At 69.1% G+C, this 22,695-nt stretch carries 19 protein-coding genes and 1 pseudogene; 11 read left to right on the top strand and 9 right to left on the bottom strand.

Annotation, left to right across the window (positions count from 1 at the left end; all coding sequences use genetic code 11):
• Nucleotides 1-28: 28 nt before the first annotated feature.
• The 3 genes from POL67_RS44610 to pyrH all read right to left on the bottom strand — a co-directional run bounded on the left by POL67_RS44610 (nucleotide 29) and on the right by pyrH (nucleotide 2,027).
• Nucleotides 29-877 carry a class I SAM-dependent methyltransferase gene (locus tag POL67_RS44610; protein ID WP_271927455.1) on the bottom strand — a complete coding sequence of 283 codons (849 nt, stop codon included), beginning with the start codon at nucleotides 875-877 and terminating at the stop codon, nucleotides 29-31.
• Nucleotides 878-901: 24 nt separating this feature from the next.
• Complete coding sequence (gene rpoZ / locus POL67_RS44605; protein ID WP_136930313.1) at nucleotides 902-1,141, bottom strand: DNA-directed RNA polymerase subunit omega; 240 nt, start codon at nucleotides 1,139-1,141, stop codon at nucleotides 902-904.
• 106 nt (nucleotides 1,142-1,247) lie between these two features.
• On the bottom strand, nucleotides 1,248-2,027 hold the full coding sequence (gene pyrH, locus POL67_RS44600) for a UMP kinase (protein WP_308789581.1): 780 nt from the start codon (nucleotides 2,025-2,027) through the stop codon (nucleotides 1,248-1,250).
• A gap of 137 nt (nucleotides 2,028-2,164) precedes the next feature.
• On the opposite strand from pyrH, the gene POL67_RS44595 reads away from it, so the two are divergent.
• Entirely contained in the window at nucleotides 2,165-3,244 is a 1,080-nt protein-coding gene (locus POL67_RS44595; protein WP_271927452.1) for a peptidyl-prolyl cis-trans isomerase, read from the top strand.
• Nucleotides 3,245-3,377: 133 nt separating this feature from the next.
• Here the strand turns inward: POL67_RS44595 and POL67_RS44590 are convergent, their stop codons facing one another.
• Both POL67_RS44590 and POL67_RS44585 read right to left on the bottom strand, forming a co-directional pair.
• Nucleotides 3,378-5,879 carry a bifunctional serine/threonine-protein kinase/formylglycine-generating enzyme family protein gene (locus POL67_RS44590; RefSeq protein WP_271927450.1) on the bottom strand — a complete coding sequence of 834 codons (2,502 nt, stop codon included), beginning with the start codon at nucleotides 5,877-5,879 and terminating at the stop codon, nucleotides 3,378-3,380.
• 33 nt (nucleotides 5,880-5,912) lie between these two features.
• A complete protein-coding gene (locus tag POL67_RS44585) occupies nucleotides 5,913-6,047 on the bottom strand; it encodes a hypothetical protein (protein ID WP_271927449.1) in 135 nt (44 codons plus the stop codon).
• Nucleotides 6,048-6,064: 17 nt separating this feature from the next.
• Here POL67_RS44585 and POL67_RS44580 point away from each other — a divergent pair, with 17 nt between their 5' ends.
• The 9 genes and pseudogenes from POL67_RS44580 to nusB all read left to right on the top strand — a co-directional run.
• Entirely contained in the window at nucleotides 6,065-7,633 is a 1,569-nt protein-coding gene (locus POL67_RS44580; protein ID WP_271927448.1) for an acyl-CoA carboxylase subunit beta, read from the top strand.
• Between the two features lie 104 nt (nucleotides 7,634-7,737).
• On the top strand, nucleotides 7,738-8,244 hold the full coding sequence (locus POL67_RS44575; RefSeq protein ID WP_271927447.1) for a hypothetical protein: 507 nt from the start codon (nucleotides 7,738-7,740) through the stop codon (nucleotides 8,242-8,244).
• 204 nt (nucleotides 8,245-8,448) lie between these two features.
• Entirely contained in the window at nucleotides 8,449-8,808 is a 360-nt protein-coding gene (locus POL67_RS44570; protein ID WP_271927445.1) for a hypothetical protein, read from the top strand.
• Between the two features lie 234 nt (nucleotides 8,809-9,042).
• The gene (locus POL67_RS44565; protein ID WP_271927444.1) at nucleotides 9,043-11,268 is read left to right on the top strand and encodes an Rne/Rng family ribonuclease; all 2,226 of its coding nucleotides are present in this window, start codon (nucleotides 9,043-9,045) and stop codon (nucleotides 11,266-11,268) included.
• Nucleotides 11,269-11,276: 8 nt separating this feature from the next.
• Nucleotides 11,277-11,621, top strand: a complete 345-nt coding sequence (locus tag POL67_RS44560) for a PilZ domain-containing protein (protein WP_271927443.1) — start codon at nucleotides 11,277-11,279, stop codon at nucleotides 11,619-11,621.
• A 23-nt stretch (nucleotides 11,622-11,644) separates the two neighbouring features.
• A complete protein-coding gene (locus POL67_RS44555) occupies nucleotides 11,645-12,385 on the top strand; it encodes a riboflavin synthase (RefSeq protein WP_271927441.1) in 741 nt (246 codons plus the stop codon).
• Between the two features lie 49 nt (nucleotides 12,386-12,434).
• Entirely contained in the window at nucleotides 12,435-13,589 is a 1,155-nt protein-coding gene (ribB, locus tag POL67_RS44550; RefSeq protein ID WP_271927439.1) for a 3,4-dihydroxy-2-butanone-4-phosphate synthase, read from the top strand.
• Nucleotides 13,590-13,599: 10 nt separating this feature from the next.
• On the top strand, nucleotides 13,600-14,106 hold the full coding sequence (ribH, locus tag POL67_RS44545; RefSeq protein WP_271927437.1) for a 6,7-dimethyl-8-ribityllumazine synthase: 507 nt from the start codon (nucleotides 13,600-13,602) through the stop codon (nucleotides 14,104-14,106).
• Between the two features lie 18 nt (nucleotides 14,107-14,124).
• Nucleotides 14,125-14,544 (top strand): annotated as a pseudogene (nusB, locus tag POL67_RS44540) (transcription antitermination factor NusB); the annotation flags it as partial.
• 76 nt (nucleotides 14,545-14,620) lie between these two features.
• On the opposite strand, the gene POL67_RS44535 reads toward nusB, so the two are convergent.
• From POL67_RS44535 to POL67_RS44520, 4 genes are all read right to left on the bottom strand, one after another.
• Nucleotides 14,621-17,053: an endonuclease MutS2 gene (locus tag POL67_RS44535; protein ID WP_271927435.1), complete on the bottom strand. Its 2,433-nt coding sequence runs from the start codon at nucleotides 17,051-17,053 to the stop codon at nucleotides 14,621-14,623.
• Nucleotides 17,054-18,967, bottom strand: a complete 1,914-nt coding sequence (locus tag POL67_RS44530; protein WP_271927433.1) for a sigma 54-interacting transcriptional regulator — start codon at nucleotides 18,965-18,967, stop codon at nucleotides 17,054-17,056.
• An 86-nt stretch (nucleotides 18,968-19,053) separates the two neighbouring features.
• On the bottom strand, nucleotides 19,054-20,436 hold the full coding sequence (locus POL67_RS44525) for a hypothetical protein (protein ID WP_271927431.1): 1,383 nt from the start codon (nucleotides 20,434-20,436) through the stop codon (nucleotides 19,054-19,056).
• Between the two features lie 84 nt (nucleotides 20,437-20,520).
• Nucleotides 20,521-21,519, bottom strand: a complete 999-nt coding sequence (locus POL67_RS44520; protein WP_271927429.1) for an NAD(P)H-dependent glycerol-3-phosphate dehydrogenase — start codon at nucleotides 21,517-21,519, stop codon at nucleotides 20,521-20,523.
• A 108-nt stretch (nucleotides 21,520-21,627) separates the two neighbouring features.
• Between POL67_RS44520 and POL67_RS44515 the strand changes: the two genes are divergently transcribed.
• The gene (locus POL67_RS44515) at nucleotides 21,628-22,692 is read left to right on the top strand and encodes a hypothetical protein (RefSeq protein WP_271927428.1); all 1,065 of its coding nucleotides are present in this window, start codon (nucleotides 21,628-21,630) and stop codon (nucleotides 22,690-22,692) included.
• The last annotated feature ends 3 nt before the right edge of the window (nucleotides 22,693-22,695 follow it).

Here is a 22,695-nt window from a genome sequence, read left to right as displayed (position 1 = left end):
AGACGTGTGCGCCCTGCGGGTTGCTTGATCAGCGACGGCGGGCGCGGGCGCGCAGGATCAGCGTGATCGAGTCGCGGGTCGGGGGCGAGCGGTCGAAGTCGCCCCACGCGTCGAGGATCTCGAAGCCGTTGTAGTGGAGGAGCGCTTCGAGCTCGCGCGGGTAGAACTGCCGGTGCGCGAGCGGCGTCATCCACGCGTCCTCGCCCGAGACCGGCGAGAACTCCATCGCGACGAACAGGATCTGGCGGATCTTGTCGTAATCGAAGCGCTCCGTGTACCGGACGGGCATGCCTTTGCCGTCGGGCCTCGGGTAGTTGAAGCGCGGCGTCGCATAGGCGCGCCCAGGATCCCGCGCGAGCTCCTCGGGCTCGGGGATCGAGACGTCGAAGACGAGCTCGCCGCGCGGCGCGAGATGCTCCCGCACGCGCTCGAGGAAGCGCTCGACGTCGACCCGCGTGTAGAGGTGCAGGAAGGCGTTGAAAGGGCAAAAGACGAGCGGGAAGCGGCGGCCAAGGCGGACCGTCCGCATGTCGCCGCGCTTCGTGCTGACGCGCGCCCGGACGTCCGCAGGCTCTTCGCGAAGGCGCGCGCGCAGGTCCGCGAGCATCTCGCTGGAGAGATCAACGCCCGTGACGTCGAGGCCGAGTCGCGCGATCGGGAGCGTGATGCGTCCGTTGCCGCAGCCGTACTCGAGCACGGGGCCGCCACGCTCGGCCGCGTAGTCCGCGTAAAAACGGACGTCGTCGAGCCGCGAGCGGTAGGTCTTCGTGTAGTAGGCGGGGTCTTCGTAATGAGCCGAGGTGCCAGCCTCGAGCTCGAGATCACGCCGGGCACGCGGGCGCGTGCGCTGAGGAGGAGTGCTTCGGGGAGAGGACATGTCCGGGGCTCCCCGGCGGGGCGATCAGCGGTCGAGGGCGTGCTGGTGGCGGAGCCACTCGTACACGACTTCCGAGGAGTTCCGGTGGAAGTGCACCTTGCCAGCCGCGATCTCGCGCAAGCTTGTCACAGCGGGCTTGTTCCTCGTCTTCAGCAGAGGCTCAGCGCCCTTCATGAGCTGCCGGGTGCGGTTCGAGGCCAGGACGACGAGGGCGAAGCGGTTTTCTTCGCGCTCGAGGCAATCTTCGACGGTGACGCGTGCCATAGGTGGGACTCGGGAGGTTAGCCGTCCTCGGGGAAACGCGCAACTTGCGTTCCCGATCGGGGGTTTGGGGCGTCGTTGAACAGCCCGTCCGTCGGGAACACGTAGGTCACGCCTCGACGACGGTGCCGATGTTTTCGCCTTTGCAGACGCGCAGGATGTTCCCGCGCGTCGTCAACTTGAAGACGCGGATGGGGAGCTTGTTCTCGCGGCAGAGCGTGACGGCGGTCGAGTCCATCACGCCGATCCGGTCGACGAGGAAGCGGTCGTACGAGAGCTTCGTGAACATCTGCGCATCCTCGTGGCGCGCCGGATCGCGGTCGTAGATGCCCTCGACCTTGGTGGCCTTGAAGAGCGCCTGCGCCTGGATCTCCATCGCCCGGAGCGCCGCCGCGGTGTCCGTCGAGAAGAACGGGTTGCCCGTGCCGGCCGCGAAGATGACCACGCTGCCCTTCTCGAGGTGTCGCATCGCGCGGCGCCGGATGTACGGCTCGGCGACCTGGCGGATCTCGATCGCCGTCATCACGCGCGTGGGGACGCCGTGTTTTTCGAGCGCGTCCTGGAGCGCGAGCGAGTTGATGACCGTCGCGAGCATGCCCATGTAGTCGCTCTGCGAGCGATCCATGCCGGCGCTCGCGCCCTTCAAGCCGCGGAAGATGTTGCCTCCGCCGACGACGATGCCGATCTGCACGCCGAGCGAGGAGAGCTCCGCGATCTCGGCGGCGACGCGCTGGAGCGTGTCGGGGTGAATGCCGAAGTTGCCCTCGCCGCACAGGGCCTCGCCGCTGATCTTGAGGACGATGCGGCGGTACTTCAGGCCAGGGGCCGGGCTCGGCGGAGGGGGAAGAGTCGAGTCATCGCGGTCTTGACGGGTCGCGTCGCGGGTCACGCGGGTCTCGTAGCCCCGGTTCGCCTCGTCCGCAACGCGTCGTTCGGCAAAAGGCCGGAGAAGCGGCAAGGTGCTGCACCCAAACCTCGCAGAAGCGCCCCCCAATCACGCCAGAGAAGTGCTAGACCGGCCGCTCGATGCTGGTGAGGCGCGCGCAATCGTCCCTGTTCGTCGCGGCAATCGTCGCGCTCTCCGCGGGCTGCAACGACAAGGCCGTGGCGCCGTCCGCAGCGGACGCGGCGCCGCCCGCGGCAGGGCTCTCGCAAGAGCAAGCCGCGCGGACGCTGGCGAAGGTCGGCGATCGGGTGATCACGCTCGGCGACTTCGCCGCGACGCTGGAGCGGATGGATCAGTTCGACAGGCTCCGCTACCAGACGAAGGAGCGCCGAAAAGAGCTGCTCGACGAGATCATCGACGTGGAGCTGCTCGCCGCCGAGGCGCGGCGTCGCGGGCTCGACAAGCAGCCCGAGACGGAAGAGGCGATCCGTCAGATCCTGCGCGACGCGATCCTCGCCGATGCGCGGAAAGGTCTGCCCGCGCCGGGCGAGATTCCGGCGACCGAGGTGCGCGCGTACTACGAGGCGCACGCGGAGGAATTCCGCGAGCCGGAGCGGCGTCGCGTCGCGGCGATCGTGCTGTCCGACAAGAAGACGGCAGAGCGCGTGTTGAAGGACGCGACGAAGATCAAAACCGCGGCCGAGTGGGGCGAGCTTTTCTACAAGCACTCGGTGACGGCGGCGAAGACGAAGGATCCGAGCGCGTCGGTGGATCTCGCGGGGGATCTCGGCGTGGTCGGCGCGCCCGACGATCCGCGCGGCAAGAACCCGAAGATCCCCGAGTCGATCCGCGCAGCGGTGTTCAAGATCGGCAGCGTGGGGTCGGTGCTCGACGAGATCGTCGAGGCGGACGGTCGGTTTTACGTGGTGCGAATGAACGGCATCACGGCGGCGCACAGCCGAACGCTCCAGGAAGCGGATCGCTCGATCCGCGTGAAACTCTTGCAGCAGAAGATGCAGGAGCGCGAGAAGGCGCTTGAAGCGGAGCTCAAGAAGAAGTTCGCCGTGGAGATCGACGACGCGGCGCTCGCGAAGGTGAAGCTCCCCGAAGGCGTGAAACCCTTCGAAGGCCAGGATCCGGGGCCGTGGGCGCTGCCCGGATACACGCCGCCCGGGCAAGAAGCGGCGGACGGCGGCGCGGGCGACGCGGGCGCGCCTTAGTCCCGAAGGGGACGCCTCGCGTCCCCCTCTCGGCCAGGCGAAGCCCGGCCGATTCACCCCCCGAGGCGAGTTCGCTTCGCGATCTCGCAGAGCAGCGAGCATGTCGCTGCTCTAGGGTTCGGAAGTACGAACCTCAGCGCGGGTGGCGGCGCGGGAGATCGTGCGCGACGCGGAAGCCGAGGTGCGTCGCGCGGGTGAGGGCGAAGAAGCGCGTGCGCGCAGCGCTGCGGGTGTACTCGGGCGTCGTGGACCAACCGCCCGAGCGGATGACGCGCCACTCGGAGGCATCGCGCAAGGCGCCAGCGCCGGGCTCGGGCTCGGTGCTCGTCTCGGACCACGTGCGCTCGCCGTGCACGTCGCCAACCCACTCGCGCACGCCGCCCGCCATGTCGCGGACGCCGTACGGTGATTCGTCGAGCGGGAAGGTGCCGACAGGCTCGGGCTGCGGGAGGTAGGGGCGCGAGGCGCGCATGAGGCAGAAGGTGGGATCAAAAGGATCTCCCCAGGGATGGATGCGGCCGTCGGTGCCGCGCGCGGCCTTCTCCCATTCGAGCTCCGTGGGCAAACGCATCTCGAAGTCCTCGTGTTCGGTGTGGAACGCGCAGTACGCGGCGGCGTCGAACCAATCGACGAGGAGGACGGGCACGTCGAGGAGGTGCCCCTCTTCGTGGGGGAACTGCTTGCGCGCATCGCCTTCGATGAGGCCGGAGACGGGCTCCCACTGACCGTGCTCGCCGCGGCGCACGACGTAGCCTTCGGTGCCGCGGAAGTCGCGCGGGGCGCGCATGAGCGCGAGCGCGTGGGAGCGCTCCTCGATGCGGTCGAGGAAGTCGCAGTACTGCCGGAAGGTGACGGGGAAGCGCGAGATCGCGAAATCGGCGACGACAGGCTCGGTACGTGCGAGCGCGTCGGGCGCGTCGTCGTCGCCGCCCGCGATGAACGAGCCGCCGGGGATGTAGACGAAGCCATCGCCGATCTCCTCCTCCGTGTAGAGGTTGACCGTGGCCTCGTGGCGCTCGCCGCGGCGGAGCAAGACGGGGTAACGAACGTCGCGAAAGCCGGGGCGGCGCAGCACGAGCAGGTAGCTGCCCGGCGAGAGGCGGACCTCGGTGATGGGCGTGCGGCCGAGGTAGCGCTCTTCGCTCGCGACGAGGACACGATCCTTTTCGACGTAGCGATAGGCGAGGACGCGCGCGCCGGGCGGGTTCGTTTCGATCGCGAGGCACGCGTCGGAGCGGAGGAGCGCGGCGTAACTGCCGACGTCGAACTCGGAGACGAGGGCTTCGTAGTAGATGCGGCTCGCGTGGCGACGCTCGGCGCCAGCGGCGAGGGCGCGGGCCCAGTAGAGATCGGCGAGGCCCGAGCGCGCCTCTTCAAGCTCGGGATCGTACGCGAGCGCCTTCGTGTAGAGGTCGATCGCTTCGGCCATGGCACGCGCCTGCTCGCGCTCCACGGCGGCGGCGCGATCTTCGAGGGCCCACGCGGGGCGCTTGCGATCGATCGGATCGTAGCTCTTCACGTCGGCGCGCAGGCGCCGCGCCTCGGCGTCGAGCTGCGCGCGTTCGAGGCGCAGGGCCTTGTCGCGCTGGGCCGGCTCACGCGCGAGCTCGCAGAGCGATCGCGCCTCGGCGCGGCGACGATCCCGCTCCTTCGCGCCTTCGAGGAAAGCCTCGGCTCCGCCCGCGACGAGCGCGGCGCAGTGCGGCCGTTTCGCGGGATCCTTCGAGAGCATGGCGAGGCAGAGGTCCTCGAGCACGAGCGGGCAGCTCGGCGCGACGGCGCGCGGCGGCCTGGGATCCCGCGTCTGCGTCGCGAGGATCACGCCGAGCACGGTGGGTGCGTCGAAGGGGTGCTCGCCCGTGAGCATTTCGTAGAGCACCACGCCGAGCGCGAAGATGTCGGCGCGGTGATCGATCTTCGCGCGCTCGCCGCGGATCTGCTCGGGGGCGATGTAACCCGGGGTCCCGGACAAACCGCTCGGATAACCACCTTCGCCGCGGATGAAGAAAGGATCGTCGTCGGGGAGCGAGATCGGTGAGGTGGGCTCGATGCCCGTGAGCATGCGCGCGTTGCCCCAGTCGCTCAGGTACACCTCGCCCTCGTCGCCGAGCAGGATGTTCTCCGGCTTGATGTCGCGGTGCACGACGCCGCGGCGATGCGCGTAGGCGAGGGCGCGCGAGATCTGGACGAATGCGGAGACGAGGCGCGCGAGCGGCCACTTCGGGTGGAGCTCGGGCTGCATGAGCACGTCGTGCAAGTTCTGCTGCTTGACGATGCGCATCGTGTAGAAGGGCCGGCCGTCGGGCAGGCGGCCGACGTCGTAGACGGGGACGATGTTGGGGTGCTCGAGCTGCGCAGCGACGCGCGCCTCGTGGAGGAAGAGGCCTTGGCTCCCGTCCGGATCGTCGCTGTCCTCTTTGCGCGTCTTCAGCGCGACGAGGCGGCTCGCGGCGCGGTCTTCGGCGGCGTAGACGACGCCCGTGCCGCCGGTGCCGAGGCGCTCGACGATGCAGTAGCGTGCGCCTCCGTCGGGGAGCGTGGGTGCGATGGGATCCATCTCCTCGAACGAGGGTGCATCGCCTTTGGCGTTCGGCAGTGCCGATGCGCCGGCCTCGCAGGTCGGAGCGGGCTTCATGCGTGAGCTGCCCGAGGCGAGCGCGGCCCCCCTCTACTTTCCGTCGCTCATCTCGTCTCCGCGCAGGCGCGGGCTCGCTCGGGCCAGGAAATCGTACTTGGTGGAGCGCGCGGCGCAACGCCCGTTCGGCCGCTGGGCGGCGAAGGGAGGCGGCGCGCGCGTGCCCATGGTAGGGGCCCTCCGCGATGTCCGAACAACAGAGCTCCCGCGCGAAAGACGCGATCGAACGACTCGACGACATGAACCGCCGTGCCCTCGAGGGGGGCGGCGCGGCGCGAATCGCAAAGCAACACGAGGCCGGCAAGCTCACCGCGCGCGAGCGCGTCGAGCTCTTGCTCGACCCTGGATCCTTCGTCGAGCTCGACCGCTTCGTCGTGCACCGTTGCAACGACTTCGACATGGACAAGTCGAAGGTCCTCGGCGACGGCGTGGTGACCGGCTGGGGGCTCGTCGACGGCCGCAAGGTCTGCGTGTTCGCGCAGGACTTCACGGTGATCGGGGGATCGCTCTCGGGGGCCTACGCGCAGAAGATCTGCAAGGTGATGGATCTCGCGATGAAGATCGGAGCGCCCGTGATCGGGCTCAACGACTCCGGCGGGGCGCGGATCCAGGAAGGCGTCGAGTCGCTCGCGGGCTACGCGGACATCTTCCTGCGCAACACGCTGGCGAGCGGCGTCGTGCCGCAGATCAGCGCCATCATGGGCCCTTGCGCGGGCGGCGCCGTGTACTCGCCGGCGATCACGGACTTCATCATGATGGTCGAGGGGACGAGCTACATGTTCATCACGGGCCCCGAGGTCATCAAGACGGTGACGAACGAGGACGTGACCAAGGAGGACCTCGGCGGCGCCTCGGCGCACGCGGCAAAAAGCGGCGTCTGCCACCTGACGGCCCCCGACGATCGCGCGGCGCTCGCGCGCGTGCGGGAGCTCCTCGCCTTTTTGCCCTCCAACAATACCGAGGATCCGCCGCGGCGGCCTTGCACCGATCCCACGGATCGCGAGGTGCCGGAGCTCGACACCATGGTGCCGAGCGAATCTTCGAAGCCGTACGACATCAAGAATGTCGTACGCGCGGTCGTCGACGACGGCTACCTCTACGAAGTGCACGAGCGCTACGCGCAGAACATCGTCTGCGGCTTCGCGCGCGTCGGCGGGCGGACGGTGGGCGTCGTGGCGAACCAGCCGAACGTGCTCGCGGGGTGCCTCGACATCCGCGCGAGCATCAAGGGCGCGCGCTTCGTGCGGTTCTGCGACTGCTTCAACATCCCGCTCGTCACGTTCGTCGACGTGCCCGGCTTCTTGCCCGGGACCGATCAGGAGTACGGCGGCATCATCACGCACGGCGCGAAGCTGCTCTACGCGTTCGCCGAGGCGACGGTTCCGAAGATCACGGTGATCACGCGCAAGGCCTACGGCGGCGCGTACGACGTGATGGCCTCGAAGCACATCCGCGCGGACTACAACCTCGCTTTCCCGACGGCGGAGATCGCGGTGATGGGGCCCGACGGCGCGGTGAACATCGTCTACCGCAAGGAGATCCAGTCGGCGTCGGATCCGGCGGCGGCGCGCGCGCGGTTCGTCGAGGAGTACAAGGCGAAGTTCGCGAACCCCTACAAGGCCGCGGAGCTCGGCTTCATCGACGAGGTCATCCACCCGAGGACGCTCCGCATCCGCCTCGACCGTGCGCTCGAGCTTCTTCGTGACAAGCGCGACAAGAATCCTCCGAAGAAGCACGGCAACATTCCGCTTTGACCAAAGCGCGTTGCTTTGCTGCTGCCGCGCGTGTACGGACGCGTTTGTCCTCGGCCCTTCGTACCTCTTGCGAGGCCGAGGTCGCACATCCTTGGAGGTTTCCGATGAAGTGGACGTTCGCGGCTTTGTTCGTGTCGCTCGGGGCGCTCGTGGCGTGCAGCGGCAGCGGCAGCGGCAGCGGCGGTGGTGGCGGCGAGGGCGGTGACGACTGGGGCGGCGACGGCGGCAACGGCGGCGGCAAGACCACGTCGGCGGCCTCCGCCTCGGGCGGCAGCGGCGGCACGGGCGGCGCGGGCGGCAGCGGCTCCGGCGGCAGCGGCGCCGGCGGCGGCAACCCGGCTTGCGACACGGCAGGCGCGAGCTGCCAGAGCTGCCAGGCCTGCACGCAGATGGGCGGCGGGTGTCAGACCCAGATCATGGCGTGTCAGACCAACCAGGCTTGCGCGACGCTCGCGCAGTGCCTCCAGAACTGCGCGGACGCCGCGTGCCAGCAGAACTGCGCGCAGATGAACCAGGCGGGCCTCGCGTCCTACAACGCCGTCGCCGTTTGCCTCATCTGCGACAACTGCCCGAGCGCCTGCGCCCAGCAGGCCGCCATGTGCCCGCCGTGACCTGACCACCGGCACAGTCGGACGGACATTGTCCATGTAGGTCGGTGTCGCCCTTTCGCGGGGAACCGCCCCGAAGTACGTTGATCCGTTGCACTTATGGCGCAACGGAACGGCATTTTCGGGGCGGCGCTCGTGTTCCTCCTGGCCTGCTCGCATGGTGACGAGGGGGGGGAATTTTCCGAAGGAAGCGGGGGCGCCGGAGGTATGGCGACGTCGGTCGCCGCCAGCGTCGGCACCGGCGGCGGGGGCGACGCGGGGGCCGATGCTTCGGCCTATCCGCCCAAGAGCTGCGACGAACTCGTTTTGTGCGGCGATTACAGCCGCGGCTGCACGGGATGCGCGGTGAAGGGCCCGTGTCTCATGGCCTACGAGGGCTGCTTCGGCGACAAATCCTGTGTCGAATTCAACATGTGCATGGCCGGCTGCGAGGATGACGTCGGCTGCCAGAGCGGGTGTGCCATGGGAAACCCCCTCGGTGCCGAGCGGTACAACACGCTCGTGACCTGCATCATCTGCGACTCCTGCGCGACCTCTTGCTCCGACAGCGCGAGCCTCTGTCCGTGAGAAAGGCCCCGCAGCGAGGCTGAAACCTTCCTCTTTTCCGGCACTTCCGCGGTTCGGCCGGCCCGACCCGCGCCCCGCTCCGGCGGCGCTCGGTCGTGCCGCGGGGGGCACCGGCGAAGCGCGGGTCCGTCATGAAGGACGAGCCCAGAACGAAAGGCGAGCCAATCGGCTTCATGGCCCGGGCTTGTCGTGGTAACCCTTCGCTCGCGGCGCGGTAAGGGCGCTCCAGTGGGCATGGGTAAGAATCTCCTCGTCATCAACGTCGACATCCGCGAGACGCGAGTCGCCCTCATCGAAAACGGGATCATCGCCGAGCTGCACATCGAGCGAGATGCGCAGAAGGGGACCCTCGGGAACATCTATCTCGGTAGGGTCAGCCGTGTTCTCCCGGGCATGCAGGCCGCGTTCATCGACATCGGGCTCGAACGCGCGGCCTTCCTGCACGTCGAGGATCTGATCCGTCCGGATGACTTCGACGCGTACCTCGCGGGTCGGCACACGCACGGCACGCCACACGAAGAAGAAGAACGTCCGGCGCACGTACCGCCCGAGATCACGGCGCACGTGCCCGAAGAGCCGCTGCGCACCGAGCGCGACGTGTCGATCTCGCTGCCGACCGCGCTCGACGTGATGGCCGAGCCGAGCGGCGAAGAGGTCTACGAAGAGGCCGAGGACGAGCAAGCCGTCGAGGCGCAGAGCAGCGAAGGGCCAGCGTCGGACGAACCGGCCTCGGAGGAGCTCGCCGCGGACGAGGCGCGCGCCGAGGAAGGTGCGGACGATGCGACGGCGTCGGAAGACGATGGCGACGTCGAGCCCGTCGAGGCGACCGAAGCGAGCGCGGAGTCCGAGGAGCAAGAGGACGCAGCGCAGGCCGAGGAAGGCGCGGAGGCGCAGGCGGCCGAGGTGAAGGTCGAAGGCGCGACCGGCGAAGGCGAGACCTCGCCGACGGAGCCGCGCGGCGGGCGCTCACGACGTGGTCGTGGGCAACGTGGACGCGTGCGTCGGTCCGGACGAACCCGCGATCGTCGGCCGGAGGCCGCAGCGCCTGCGGTGGTGGTGGCGGTGAAGGAAGCGCCCAAGGAGGCCGCTCGCGAGACGTCGCGTGCGCCGAAGGAAGGGCGCAGCCGCGACCGCAGCGAGAAGGGGCGCGGCCGGGATGGAGGCCGCGGAGGTCGTGATCGCGGGGGCGATCGTACGACCACGAAACGAGCGCACGGCAGCCACCACGAGCCGATGCGCGTCTCGAAGACGACGCCGATCCGCGAGGTGATCCGCGAGGGCCAGGAGGTCCTCGTGCAGGTCTCGAAGGAGCCGATCGGGACGAAGGGCGCGCGCGTGACGAGCCACGTCTCGCTGCCGGGTCGCTACGTCGTGTACCTGCCGACGGTCGATCACGTGGGCATCTCGAAGCGCATCGGCTCCGAGAAGGAGCGCTCGCGGCTGCGCGAGGCGATCGAGTCGATGAAGCCGCCGCAGGGCGGGCTCATCGTGCGCACGGTGGCCGAGGGGCTGACGAAGAAGCAGCTCAAGTCGGACGTCGGTTACCTCGTGCGGCTCTGGGGCGAGGTCGTGAAGAAGCGCGAGAGCGTCGTGCGGGGGCCGGCGTGCCTCTACACGGAGCTCGATCTCGTGCTGAAGACGGCGCGTGATCTGTTCACGGACGACATCGAGAAGATCGTGATCGACAGCCGCGAGGAGTACGTCCGGCTGAAGCGCTTCATGGAGATGTTCATGCCGGAGCGCGTGGACGCCGTGGAGCTCTACGAGGGCGAGGAGCCGATCTTCGACGCGTACGGCATCGAGGACGAGATCCAGCGCGCCTTGTCGCGCAAGGTCCCGCTGCCCTCGGGTGGCCACCTGATCATCGACCAGGCCGAGGCGCTCACGGCGATCGACGTGAACACCGGAAAGTTCGTGGGCAAAGGATCGCGTGATCTCGAAGAGACGATCCTCACGACGAACCTGGAGGCGGTCGAGGAGATCGCCTACCAGCTCCGGTTCCGGAACATCGGCGGCCTGATCATCCTCGACCTCATCGACATGGAGCGCGCGGGCAACCGCGAGAAGGTGCGCAAGCGCCTGGAGGAGCTCCTGTCACGGGACAAGGCCAAGACCACGTTCAACCGGATCTCGGAGCTCGGGCTCATCGAGATGACCCGCAAGCGCACGCGGGAGAGCCTCGGGCGCATCATGCTCGAGCCGTGCTTCTACTGCGACGGTACCGGGCAGCTCCAGTCGAAGCAGAGCATCGCGTACGAAATTCTGCGGCAGATCCGGCGCGAGCGTATGAACCTGCCGGGGTACGTGGTGATCGTCAACGCGCACCCGGCGGTCGTCGACCTTCTGAAGAACGACGAGCGCGTCGCCGTGCAAGAGGCCGAGCGCCTCTTCACGCGCCGGATCGAGCTCGTTCCCCGCAAGGAATACCACCTCGAACAGTTCGACCTGCTGGGCAGATGAGGTGACGCATGAGCGAGAGCGACCGTCCTCCTGTTGAACTTGGCCCGCGCAAGGACGAGCGCGTCACCATCAACAAGGAGTTCGAGAGCTACGACTCGTTCATCAACGAGTACGTGTCGAACATCTCCCGCACGGGTGTGTTCGTCCGCTCGAAGACCCCGCTCGAGGTCGGCACCAAGGTCAACCTGCGCTTCACCGTGATCATGGACGACATCGAGACGATCGAGGGCGTCGGCGAGGTGGTGCGCGTCCACGACGACCCGCCCGGCATGGGCGTCGTGTTCACGGAGCTCGGCGACGAGGCGAAGCGGATCGTCGATCGGTTGCTCGCCGCGCAGGCAAACAAAGAGTAAGCCCTCGGATCGAGCCGAAGAGGATGTTCACAGGCCTCGTCGAGACCATCGGGATCCTCCGGCAGAGGGCCGGCAGCCCCGTCGCGCGCGCGTTCATCGAGTGCTCGCTCGGGCCGCTGGAGCTCGGCGAGTCGATCAGCGTGAACGGCGCGTGCCTGACGGTGGATCGGATCCGAAAGGCCGGGTTCGAGTGCGACATGTCCTCGGAGACGCTCGATCGGACGACGCTCGGCGCGCTCATGGTAGGCGCGCGTGTGCACCTCGAACGAGCGATGAAGCTCGGTGGGCGCATGGGCGGGCACATGGTGCTCGGGCATGTGGACGGCATCGGGCGCGTGAGCGAGCGAGCGCCGAGCGGGGACGCGACGCGGCTCGTAGTCGAGGCCGACGGCGGATTGGCGCCGTACCTGGCCGACAAGGGCTCGGTGGCGATCGACGGCGTGAGCCTGACGATCAACCGGGTGACGGATCAGGGGAAGGGGCGCTCGTCACGGGTCGTGTTCGAGGTCATGCTCGTGCCGCACACGCTCGGGCGGACGAACCTCGGCGATCTTCGGCCGGGGCAGGCCGTGAATCTTGAAGTCGATGTGCTCGCGCGCTACGTGGCGCGCCAGCTTTCGATCGCGAGCGGAGCGCGCGCTACGTCTTCGTCGGAAGAGGCGCCGGGGTGGGGAGGAGAGGTCGCAGAAAACGATGAGCACCACCACCACGAATCCAGGGACGAACGCCTCCTCGCGAAGCTCCGATCGGGGGGATTCCTTTGATGAGCTCGCCACTTCCAACCCGCGCGCGAGCGAGAAGGGCGGGGGCACCATGCCGCATCGACTGACGATCGACTCTGCCGTCCTCAGCCGTGTGAACCGCGCGCTCGATGAGATCCGGAGCGGTCGGATGGTGATCCTCGTCGACGACGAGGACCGCGAGAACGAGGGCGACCTCTGCATGGCCGCCGAGCGCGTGTCGCCGGAGGCAATCAACTTCATGGCCAAGCACGGCCGTGGCCTCATCTGTCTGACGCTCGAAGAGGAGCAGGTCGATCGGCTCGAGCTGCCGATGATGAGCGCCCCGGGGCGCGGCGGTCCGCCCCTCGGGACGGCGTTCACCGTGAGCATCGAGGCGCGCACGGGCGTGACCACGGGCATCAGCGCGGCCGATCGTGCGAGGACGATCCAGGTCGCGATCCAGCCGGACGCACGGCCCACCGACCTCGTCACGCCGGGGCACGTGTTCCCCCTGCGCGCGCGGCGCGGCGGCGTGCTGGTTCGGACGGGACAAACCGAGGGCTCCGTGGATCTCGCCCGGCTCGCGGGGCTCCGGGCCGCGGGCGTGATCTGCGAGATCATGAACGACGACGGCACGATGGCGCGGATGCCGGACCTCGAGCGGTTCGCGGCTCAGCACGAGCTCGTGATCCTGTCGGTGGCCGACCTCATTCAGTACCGCCTCCAGACCGAGCGGCTCGTGCGTCGTGTGTCGGAGCGAGAGATCCGGCTCGATCTGACGAGCACGACGTGGACGGCGGTGGTCTACGAGATCATCGGCGAGGCGCGGCAGTTTCTCACGCTCGTGAAGGGCACCGTGGACGGCACGAAGCCCACGCTTTGCCGCATGCATTCGGGCGCGCTCGTGGCCGACCTCTTCAGCTCGACGCCGTTCGAGGGCGGGTCGAACCTGCGCGAGGCGATCTCGTTGATCGAGAAGGCGGGCGAGGGCGTGGTGGTCTACATCCCGCCGCGGCTCGATCTCGCGGCCGAGCTCGAAGCGAAGGGCCGCACGACGACGCAGGAGACGCGTGCGCCGCAGCAGGCGCTGCGAGAGTTCGGGCTCGGCGCGCAGGTGCTCGCCGATCTCGGCTGCCAGAAGCTGCGGCTTCTGACGAACAGCCAGACGAAGATCGCGGGGCTCGACGGGTTCGGGCTCGAGGTGGTCGAGCGCGTGCCGCTCGTGTCGATGCAGGGCGAGGCTTGAGGAAATTCGGATGAGCACCAACGGAGAGCGCGGCGCTCCGCGCACGGTCGAGGGCCACCTGGTCGTCCCGTCGGGGGCGAAGTTCGCCCTCGTCGTGAGCCGGTTCAACCACTTCATCGTCGACAGGCTGGTCGAGGGCGCGCTCGACGCGATTGTGCGGCACGGTGGTTTGACGTCGGACGTGACGATCGTGCGCGTGCCGGGCGCGTGGGAGATCCCCGTCGTCGTCCGCAGGCTCGCGGAGAAGCGCAGCGTGAGCGCGATCGTGGCGCTCGGCGCGGTGATCCGCGGATCGACGCCGCACTTCGACTACGTGGCGTCCGAGGTGACGAAGGGGATCGCGCAGGTCTCCTTGCAGACGGGCGTGCCCGTGACGTTCGGCGTCCTGACGACCGACACGATCGAGCAGGCGGTCGAGCGCGCCGGGACGAAGGCTGGTAACAAGGGCTGGGAGGCCGCCGTGAGCGCGATCGAGATGGTCTCGCTCGCCTCGGCCCTCGACGGCGCCAGGCTCTGAACGAAAGCTCTCGGGACCATGGGCGCTCGGTCGACCGGCCGCGAGGCCGCGCTGCAAATGTTGTTCGCGCTTGAGCAGGGCACTGGCTCGGCCGAGCGCGTGATCATGCACTACTGGCGTCTGACGCCAGGAGATCCGGAAGGTCGGGAGTACGCCGACCAGATCGTGCGAGGCGTCGAGAAGGACCTCAAGAAGGTCGACGAGACGATCCGCAAGGCGAGTGTGAACTGGCGACTCGAGCGGATGGCGCGGGTCGATCGGAACGTGCTGCGCCTCGGCGCGTGGGAGCTCATGAACGGCGGGGACGTGCCGCGTGCGGTCATCCTCGACGAGTCGGTGGAGCTCGCCAAGCGCTTCGGGAGCGAGGACTCGTCGGCGTTCGTGAACGGCGTGCTCGATCGGGTCGCGGAGGATCTCGGCCGCGTCGATCGTGATCGCGCGGCCGCGAACAAGGCGGCCGCGCCCGGCGGCAAGGGCGGCGGTGGCGGCGGTGGCGGTGGTGGAAACCGGCCCGCTAAGCGCGGAGCCAGACGACCGTGACGCCGTCTCCGCCCTCGCGAGGTTCGCCGGGGCGGAGGCGCGAGACGTAGGGGCTCTGGCGCATCGCGTCCCGCACGGCGTCGCGCAAGGCACCTTTGCCGTGGCCGTGGATCAGGAACGCCACGCGGCGGCCCGCGCCGACGGAGCGATCGAGGAACTGCTCGGCCATGCCGACGGCCTCGTGCGCGCGGAGGCCGCGGAGATCGACGGAGTTCTCGCTCGTCTGGATGGGGACGTCCGGATCGGCGGCCGCGTCGAAATCGACGCGCTTTTTGCCGCCGCCCGCGCGGGCTTTCTCGGACGAACCCCCGTCCGCCGCGCGCACCTCCGCGATGGACGTGGTGAGCTTGAGGGGACCGGCGGCGACGCGGAGCTGGCCGCCCGCGAGGACCTCGACGACGTCGGCTTCGGCGCGCAGGCGCGGGACGTAGACGCGCGTGCCCACGCGGATCTCAGCCGGCGCGACGGTTCCACGGGACAAACCTTCGTCCCGCGCGGTCGGTTCGAGCTCGCCGAAGGTGCTCGTCTTCTGCGCGACGGCGTCGATCGCGCGGGCCGCGGCGCGTAGGTCCTCGGCCGTGGGCTTGGCCCGGAGACGCACCTGGGCGTCGCGGATGTCCTGCCGTGCTTTGCGGATCGACTCCATCAGCTCGCGGCCGGCTTCGGTGACGAAGCGTCGTTCCTCGGCGCGGAGGCGCGTGAGCTCCTCGTCGATCGCGCGCTGTTTGTCGCGCGCGATTTCGGCCTCGCGCTCGGCCGACGTGCGCGCGACTTCGAGCGCATTTCGCTCGGCCTGGAGCTTCGCGACCATGTCCTCGAAGCGTACGGCCTCGCGGGAGAGGAAGCGCTCGGCGCGCTCGAGTACGGTGCCGGGGATGCCGAAGCGGCGCGCCACGGCGAGCGCGCTCGACGCGCCGGGGATGCCCATCGAGAGCCGGAACGTCGGGCTCATTGTGGCGATGTCGAAGCCGACGGAGGCGTTCTCGAAGCGCGGATCGGCGAGCGCGAGCGCCTTGAGGCCCTCGTAGTGGGTCGTCGTCGCCACGGTGCCGCCGCGCGCGCAGAGCGAGTCGAGCACGGCGGACGCGAGCGCCTCGCCTTCGCGCGGATCGGTGCCGCCCGCCAGTTCGTCGAGCAGGACCAGGGCGCCGGGCCGCGTGTCCGCGAGGATGTGCGCGAGGTTCTGCACGTGTGCGCTGAACGTGGAGAGGTTCTTGTGCAGGCTCTGATCGTCGCCGACGTCCGTGAGCACGACCTCGAAGACGTCGACGCGTGAGCCCTCGTCGGCCGGCACGGGCAGGCCCGCGCGCACGCAGAGCGCGGCGAGGCCGAGCGTCTTCAGCGCGACGGTCTTGCCGCCCGCGTTCGGGCCCGAGACGATCATCGCGTGGCCCGCCGTGATCCCGAGATCACTCGGGACGACGGAGACGCCGTCGAGCGCGAGCAGCGGATGACGCGCTCCGATGAGGTGGATCGCCCCCACCGATGCGGCCTCGTGCACCTCGGGGAACGTGAAGCGTAGATCCTTCGCGAGGCGCGCGGCCGCGGCGCGCACGTCCGCGTGCGCGAGGGCAAAGACGGCAGCCGCGACCGAGTCGATCTCGCCGCCGATCTTCGCGCTGAGCGCCGCGTAGACGAGCTCCTCCTCGTGCTGCACGAGGGCCTCGAGCATCTTCAGGCGGTTGCCCATGTCGACGACGACACGCGGCTCGACGAAGAGCGTCGCGCCGCTCCCGCTCGTCGCGTGCACGATCCCCGGGAACCGCTCGTGCGCGTCGGCGCGCACGGGCAGCACGTACCGGCCGTCGCGCTCCGTGTAGTACGTGTCCTGCAGGATGTCCGCGTGCTTGCGCATGATCTCGTCGAGCTTGCGGACGAGGCGATCGCGCAGGTTGCGTCGCTCGCCGCGGAGCTCGGCGAGGCGCGGCGAGGCGCGGTCGGAGAGCGTGCCGTCGGGATCGAAGGCGGAGCTCACCTCGCGCTCGAGCGCGTCGAGGCCCGGATCGGTCGAGCACGCGCGGAAGAGCAGCGGCAGCCTTTGCTTGCGCACCGCGAGGAACCGCCGCAGCCGGCCCGCCTCCGCGAGGCAACGGCCCACGGCGCGCAGCTCCTCGTTCGCGAGCGTCGCGCCGATGCGCGCGCGATCGAGCGCGGCCTCGACCCAGGGCACGTCGGCCGCGGGCAAGGGCTCAGCCGTGCGATCGAGGTCGACGGCTTCCTTCACCTCGCCGAGCGCAACCCGCACGCCTTCGTGTGTCGAGGCGAACGGGAGATCACGGGCGATGCGCTTGCCAGCCTCGCTCGCCGCGCGATCGGCGAGCGCCGCGAGCAGCCGATCCCATTCGAGATCGGCGCGCGTCTTGTCGGGACAGGGGTGGGGGAGGGGCCGGACTTCGATGCTTTCCATTCAGCCTTCGGAAGGATCCCGCGGCGTGCCGCCCGCGCCGCTCGGCATCGGGTTCTGCTCTTTCTCCAGGTACCGGAAGATGGTGCGTGGATCGACGCCGAGGTCGCGGGCGGTCTGCGTGCGGTTGCCGTTGTTGCGTTCCAGCACTTCGAGGACGTACCTGCGCTGGAATTCTTCTTTCGCTTTTTCGAGCGGCAAGATGGCGGTCTCCGCGCCGGGCCCGAGATCGAGGTCCTCGGGGCCGAGCAGCGTCTTGTCGCAGAGCACGAGCGCCTTCTTGATGCGGTTTTCGAGCTGCCGGATGTTCCCGGGCCAGGCGTATTTCTTGACCGCCGCGAGCGCCGCGGGGCTGTAGCCGCGCACCGAGCTGCCGAGCTCGTCTGCATACTTCGAGAGCAGCATCTTCGCGATGATGAGCACGTCGTCGCCGCGCTCGCGCAGGGGCGGGAGCCACAGGTTCACGACGTTGAGCCGGTAGTAGAGGTCTTCGCGGAAGTGGTTCGCGCGGATCTCCTCTTCGAGGTTCCGGTTCGTCGCGGCAACGATGCGGATGTCGACCTTCTCCGGCTTCGAATCGCCGACGCGGAAGACGACACGCTCTTGCAGCGCGCGGAGCAGTTTGACCTGCAAGTTCAGCGGCAGCTCGCCGATCTCGTCGAGGAAGAGCGTGCCTTTGTCCGCGACCTGGAACTTGCCGGGCCGGCTCGCGATGGCGCCGGTGAACGCGCCCTTCACGTGGCCGAAGAGCTCGCTCTCGATGAGGTTCTCCGGGATCGCGCCGCAGTTGATCGTGACGAACGGCCCGCCCTCGCGGTTCGAACGCCGGTGGATCTCCCGCGCGATGAGCTCCTTGCCCGTGCCGGTCTCGCCCGTGATGAGCACGCTGATGTCCGTCGCCGCGACCTTCGTGAGCTTGCGGAAGACCTCCAGCATGCTCGGACACGCGCCGATGATCTCGCCGAACTTCTTGTCCTTGAGCTCCGCTTCGAGCTTCGCCTTGTCGGCTCGGAGCGCGCTCAAGAGCATCGCGTTTTGCAGGATGAGCGAGGCTTGCGAGGCGAAGATGCCGAGCAGCTCGAGCTGCGTGCGATCGAAGAGGTGCTTGACCTTGTCGTTGCCGACGTAGAGCGCGCCGATCACCTCGCCCTGCGAGCGCAGCGGCGCGCACATGACGCTGGAGAGCTTCATCGCGATGACGCTCTCGCTGCGGCCGAACTGCGTGTCCGCGAGCGCGTCCGAGACGATGATCGGGCGGCCCGTGGCGAGGACCTGCCGCGCGATGCTGTCCGAGATCGAGCCCTGCGCGTCCGTCATCGCCTCGCGCCGCACGTTGCGCGAGGCGCGCACCGCGAGCTTGCGCTCCTCGCCCTGGGCCTCGCGTCGCGCGCCCTTGCCCGGATCCGCGGCCTCCTCGGCGCCCTCGACGAGCAGGAGAAAACCCTTGTCCGCGTGCGTGAGCTCGATGATGTCGTCGAGCATCGCTTCGAGCAGCTCGTCGACGCTGCGCCGGTTGATGAGCTTCTCGCTGAACGCGAAGAGCTTGCGCACGCCCGCGAGCTCCGCGGAGACGCCGGGCGTCGAGGGCTTTTCGGTCTCGTCGTCGTCGGACCGCGTCTTCGTGGCCTCGGAGAACATCGAGAAGCCGAGCTCGACGGCGCCGAGCGTGACGCGGTCGCCGTGGACGAGGCGCGCGCGACGCTTCTTCTTGCCGTTGATCTGGATGTCGCCGTCCCGGTCGAGCTCTTCGAGCACGAAGTCCCGGCCGTCGAAGGAGATCTGCGCGTGGTGGTCCGCGAGCCCCGTCCCCGCGAGCGCGACGTCGTTTCCGAGCGCCTTGCCGATCGTCGTGACCGGCTTGTGCACGGCATACACCCGAGGCGCGCCGCGGGCGGCGAAGTACTTCAATGTCGGCATGGGGACCCGGAGGATAGCGCTTTTGCCACGAGCGTCGGCTCCGGCGCGCTGTTCGATGTCAGAAGGCCAGGCTACGTCGCCGGGCTTCAGTAAAGCTCGCCGACGAGCGAGACACCTGCGCCGGGGCCCTGGACCGGCATGATGGAGGGGCCGAGGATGCGCGCGAACTTGGGGTGATTGCCGATGCCCGTGGTCGCGGGGGCCTGGGCCGTTGCGCTGCTGCTCTCGGGGGCGCCGATCAGCGCGCCGCCGGCCACGCCGAGCAGGGAGAGGACTCCCTGGAAGATCAGGCCGCTGCGCGGATCCGCGTCATCCGAGAGCGCGTAGAACGGGTACACGAGCGCGGAGACCGCGGCGCCCGCGCCGAAGCCGCCCCACATCCACCCGAGCTGGTTCCACGACGGCGTCCACACCGCGGAGACGCCCGCGGCCGCGACCATGCCGAGGTTGTAGCCGATCAGGCCGCCGAGGAAGACGCCGTCGTTGGCCCACGCGCTCCACGATCCGTTGCTTCCGCCGCCGCCGAACGCGCCGCCCGCGATCGAGCCCCAGAGCGCCGCCGAGCCGACGAACATGCTCGTCTGCGGACGGAACTTGAGGCCGTAATGCGCGAGGTAGCCGCCGACGCCGCCGATGGTCGAGCTGATGACGTGGGCGCGGAAATATTGCTTGGGGCCCCACTCCTCGCCGGATTTGGCGGTGGTGTACTGGCGTGTCCAGATGAGCGCGGCCTCGCCCGAGCCGAGCATGATGCCGGTGGCGATCGCGGAGGGGCGACCGAGGGGCATTTTCGGGCGATCGAGGAAGAACATCGCAGTCGGCGCGGCGGCGCCGAAGAGCGCGGGCGCGATGAGCGCGAGGCCGGGGTTTTCGGTCTCCGCTTCGAGATCGATCCAGACGCCGGTGGTCACGCCCCAGGCGATCGAGGCGCCGTAGAGGTAGCCCATTTCGAGCTTCGTCCGATCCTGCAACATCGGGACGGGCGTCTGCGCCGGGCACGGAGGGCCGTACGGCTGCTGCACGCAGGGCTGCTGGCCATAAGGTTGTTGCCCATAAGGTTGCTGGCCGTAAGGTTGCTGCCCATACGGCTGCTGCCCGTACGGCTGCTGCCCGTACGGATAAGGCTGGGTTTGCCCGTACGGGGTCGGCTGCGTGGGCTGCGTCGGCTGCGTCTGTGTGGGCTGCTGCGGGATGAGCGGCGGCAGGCCGGGGATCGTGGGTAGGCCGGGAATCGTGGGCTGCTGTTGCGGCGGCTGCTGCGGCTGGTTCGGATCCGGCTGCGGCGCGGGCTGCTGCGGGATGAGCGGCGGCAGGCCGGGGATCGTGGGCAGCGTCGTCGGCAGCGGGAAGGGCTGCGGAGGCGGCGGCTGACCGGACGGATCCGGGACCGGGTTCTGCGCCGCGGCCGTCGCAGCGGCGCCAAGGGAAAGGCATGCAGCAAGAAGAGCGAACCAACGCGCACGTAGCATTGCGCCTCCGAGTCTACACCTTTCCGGCTCTCCTGCCTTCTTCTGCGCAAACCGGACCGTGTCGGCGAGGCGCGATCGGGCGCGTCATTCCTTGCGCAGCGACCGGTTCATGAGGTCCACGACCGCCTGGAGCGGGGTCTTTTGCTCGTAGAGCACGCGGTAGACCTCGGTCGTGATGGGCAGGTCCACGTCGAGCTTCACCCCGAGATCGTAGGCGCTCTTCGCGGTCTTGACGCCCTCGGCGACGTGGCCGAGGTGCGAAAGGACGTCGTCGAGCGTGCGCCCGCGCCCCATCTCGTAGCCGACGGTCCGGTTGCGCGAGAGCTCGCCGGTGCACGTGAGCACGAGGTCGCCGAGCCCGGAGAGGCCCGCGAGCGTGAGGGGGCTGCCGCCCTTGACCATGGCGATCCGGGCGATCTCCGCGAGCCCACGCGTGATGACGCCGGCCCGCGCGTTGTGCCCGAAGCCGAGCCCGTCGACCGCGCCCGCCGCGATGGCGACGACGTTTTTCAGCGCCCCGCCGACCTCCACGCCGACGACATCGTCGGACTGGTAGACGCGCAGCCGCTCCGTGGCGAACGCGTGCTGCACGGCCACGGTCTCGTCGTTGCTCTTGCCCGCGACGACGACGGCCGTCGGCTGCCCCGCGGCGACCTCCTTCGCGAAGCTCGGCCCCGACAAATACGAGAGCCGCGGCTCGACATCACGCCCGAGCACGTCGACGAGGACCTCGCTCATCAGCATGAGCGAGTCGTTCTCGATGCCCTTCGTCGCGCTGCAGATGAGCGCGCGCTGCGGGATGTACGGTCGCGCGATCGCCACGACCTCGCGCATCGCGTGCGAGGGCACGACGAGCACGACGAGCTCGGCGCCGGAGAGCGCCTGTTCGATGTCGCCGGTCGCGCGCAGCGTCGGCGGCAGCGGGGCCGAGGGCAGGTACCGCTCGTTCACGCGCCGCTCGTTGATCAAGAGCGCGAGATCGGCGCTGTGCGACCAGAGGAACGTCGGGTTCTGTTTGTCTGCGAGGACCTTCGCGAGCGCCGTGCCCCACGCCCCCGCGCCAAGGACTGCCACCTTCGACATGAGGCAAAAACGCTATCACCCCTTTCCACGCTTGGGGCTCCGCTCGGACAAGCCGAGCTGCGCCCCAAACCTGCCCGAGGCCGTGCGTATGCACTATTCTCCCCCGCCATGTCCTTCCGTGCCGTCACAGCGCGCCTTCTCTCCGTCGCTTTCGCGCTCTCCTTCGTGGGCGCGAGCTGCGGCCAGACGTCGCTCGCGGTGATGCCCGGCGTCGTGAACGATCCGGGCAACCTCACGCTCCGTCGCGGCATCTTGTCGTTCGCGCGCGGCGAGATCTGCCGCGAGGTGCAGAAGCGCAGCGTGCCGCTCAAGCTGCGCGAAGAAGATCCCGCGACGGGCCGCTTCTTCCCGCTCTCGTGTGCCGCGCAGGAGCTCGCCTCGGGCAACCTCTTCCTCCAGTTCGGCGGCTATGGCTACGCCTGGACGAACCTCACGAAGCGCATCGGCTTCGATGCGAGCGCGGCCGTCGAGTACGACCACGACTTCCTGATGGATGGCAGCACGATGTACGTGTACTTCCGCGAGCGCGCGACGAGCGCCACGACGTTCGGCTCGCGCCTCGTCGAGCAGCCGCCCGCGCCCGGGGCCTTCGGCCTGCCCGGCGGATCGACCCAAGGCTTCCTCGATCAAGTCGGCGGCGCGGTGCTGAAGAAGGAGATTGGGCGTGGCTTCACGGTCATCCGTGACTCCAACGGCAGCGTCGACTTCGGCCTCGGCGTCGTGGAGAAGGGCAAGCGGCCCGGCTCGCCGTACAAGACCGCGGACAACGGCCGGCTCGTGCTCGTGAACGAGCGCATCGAGGTGCACCAGAACCAGCGCGATTATGCGGGACCCTTCGAGGTGAAAGGAAAGGGGCAGGCCCTGTATCTCAGCGTGGCCGTCGACGGCGCGCCTGCGGTCGACGTGATCGTCGTGCATCGCGGCGTGGGGGATGCGTGGCTTCAGCAGTACACGACGAGCGTGGCGCTCGGGCCTCCGCCTGCGGCCCCCGTCCTGGACGAGCCCGTGTCGAGCGGCATGGTGTGGCGGAGGCCGCTGCCGCTGCCGGCCGGGCAGTACTACGTGGTCTTCGACAACACGGCGGCGGCCGGCAGGACGGCTCCGCCCAGCGCGGCCGGTGACGACCGGGCCGCTCTCGTCAGTTACGCGGTCGAAGTCGGGGCCGCGCCTTGAGGT

The sequence above is a fragment of the Polyangium mundeleinium genome (assembly GCF_028369105.1).
GTDB classification, from domain to species: domain Bacteria; phylum Myxococcota_A; class Polyangia; order Polyangiales; family Polyangiaceae; genus Polyangium; species Polyangium mundeleinium.
Note: the sequence above shows the minus strand (reverse complement) of the source record. Positions and strands in the feature narration are given on the sequence as shown.

Coding starts and splice junctions, on each gene's coding strand:
- POL67_RS44610 (WP_271927455.1), bottom strand. CDS start 877: ATGTCCTCTCCCCGAAGCACTCCTCCTCAGCGCACGCGCCCGCGTGCC.
- rpoZ (WP_136930313.1), bottom strand. CDS start 1,141: ATGGCACGCGTCACCGTCGAAGATTGCCTCGAGCGCGAAGAAAACCGC.
- POL67_RS44595 (WP_271927452.1), top strand. CDS start 2,165: ATGCTGGTGAGGCGCGCGCAATCGTCCCTGTTCGTCGCGGCAATCGTC.
- POL67_RS44590 (WP_271927450.1), bottom strand. CDS start 5,879: ATGAAGCCCGCTCCGACCTGCGAGGCCGGCGCATCGGCACTGCCGAAC.
- POL67_RS44585 (WP_271927449.1), bottom strand. CDS start 6,047: ATGGGCACGCGCGCGCCGCCTCCCTTCGCCGCCCAGCGGCCGAACGGG.
- POL67_RS44580 (WP_271927448.1), top strand. CDS start 6,065: ATGTCCGAACAACAGAGCTCCCGCGCGAAAGACGCGATCGAACGACTC.
- POL67_RS44575 (WP_271927447.1), top strand. CDS start 7,738: ATGAAGTGGACGTTCGCGGCTTTGTTCGTGTCGCTCGGGGCGCTCGTG.
- POL67_RS44570 (WP_271927445.1), top strand. CDS start 8,449: ATGGCGACGTCGGTCGCCGCCAGCGTCGGCACCGGCGGCGGGGGCGAC.
- POL67_RS44565 (WP_271927444.1), top strand. CDS start 9,043: ATGGGTAAGAATCTCCTCGTCATCAACGTCGACATCCGCGAGACGCGA.
- POL67_RS44560 (WP_271927443.1), top strand. CDS start 11,277: ATGAGCGAGAGCGACCGTCCTCCTGTTGAACTTGGCCCGCGCAAGGAC.
- POL67_RS44555 (WP_271927441.1), top strand. CDS start 11,645: ATGTTCACAGGCCTCGTCGAGACCATCGGGATCCTCCGGCAGAGGGCC.
- ribB (WP_271927439.1), top strand. CDS start 12,435: ATGCCGCATCGACTGACGATCGACTCTGCCGTCCTCAGCCGTGTGAAC.
- ribH (WP_271927437.1), top strand. CDS start 13,600: ATGAGCACCAACGGAGAGCGCGGCGCTCCGCGCACGGTCGAGGGCCAC.
- POL67_RS44535 (WP_271927435.1), bottom strand. CDS start 17,053: ATGGAAAGCATCGAAGTCCGGCCCCTCCCCCACCCCTGTCCCGACAAG.
- POL67_RS44530 (WP_271927433.1), bottom strand. CDS start 18,967: ATGCCGACATTGAAGTACTTCGCCGCCCGCGGCGCGCCTCGGGTGTAT.
- POL67_RS44525 (WP_271927431.1), bottom strand. CDS start 20,436: ATGCTACGTGCGCGTTGGTTCGCTCTTCTTGCTGCATGCCTTTCCCTT.
- POL67_RS44520 (WP_271927429.1), bottom strand. CDS start 21,519: ATGTCGAAGGTGGCAGTCCTTGGCGCGGGGGCGTGGGGCACGGCGCTC.
- POL67_RS44515 (WP_271927428.1), top strand. CDS start 21,628: ATGTCCTTCCGTGCCGTCACAGCGCGCCTTCTCTCCGTCGCTTTCGCG.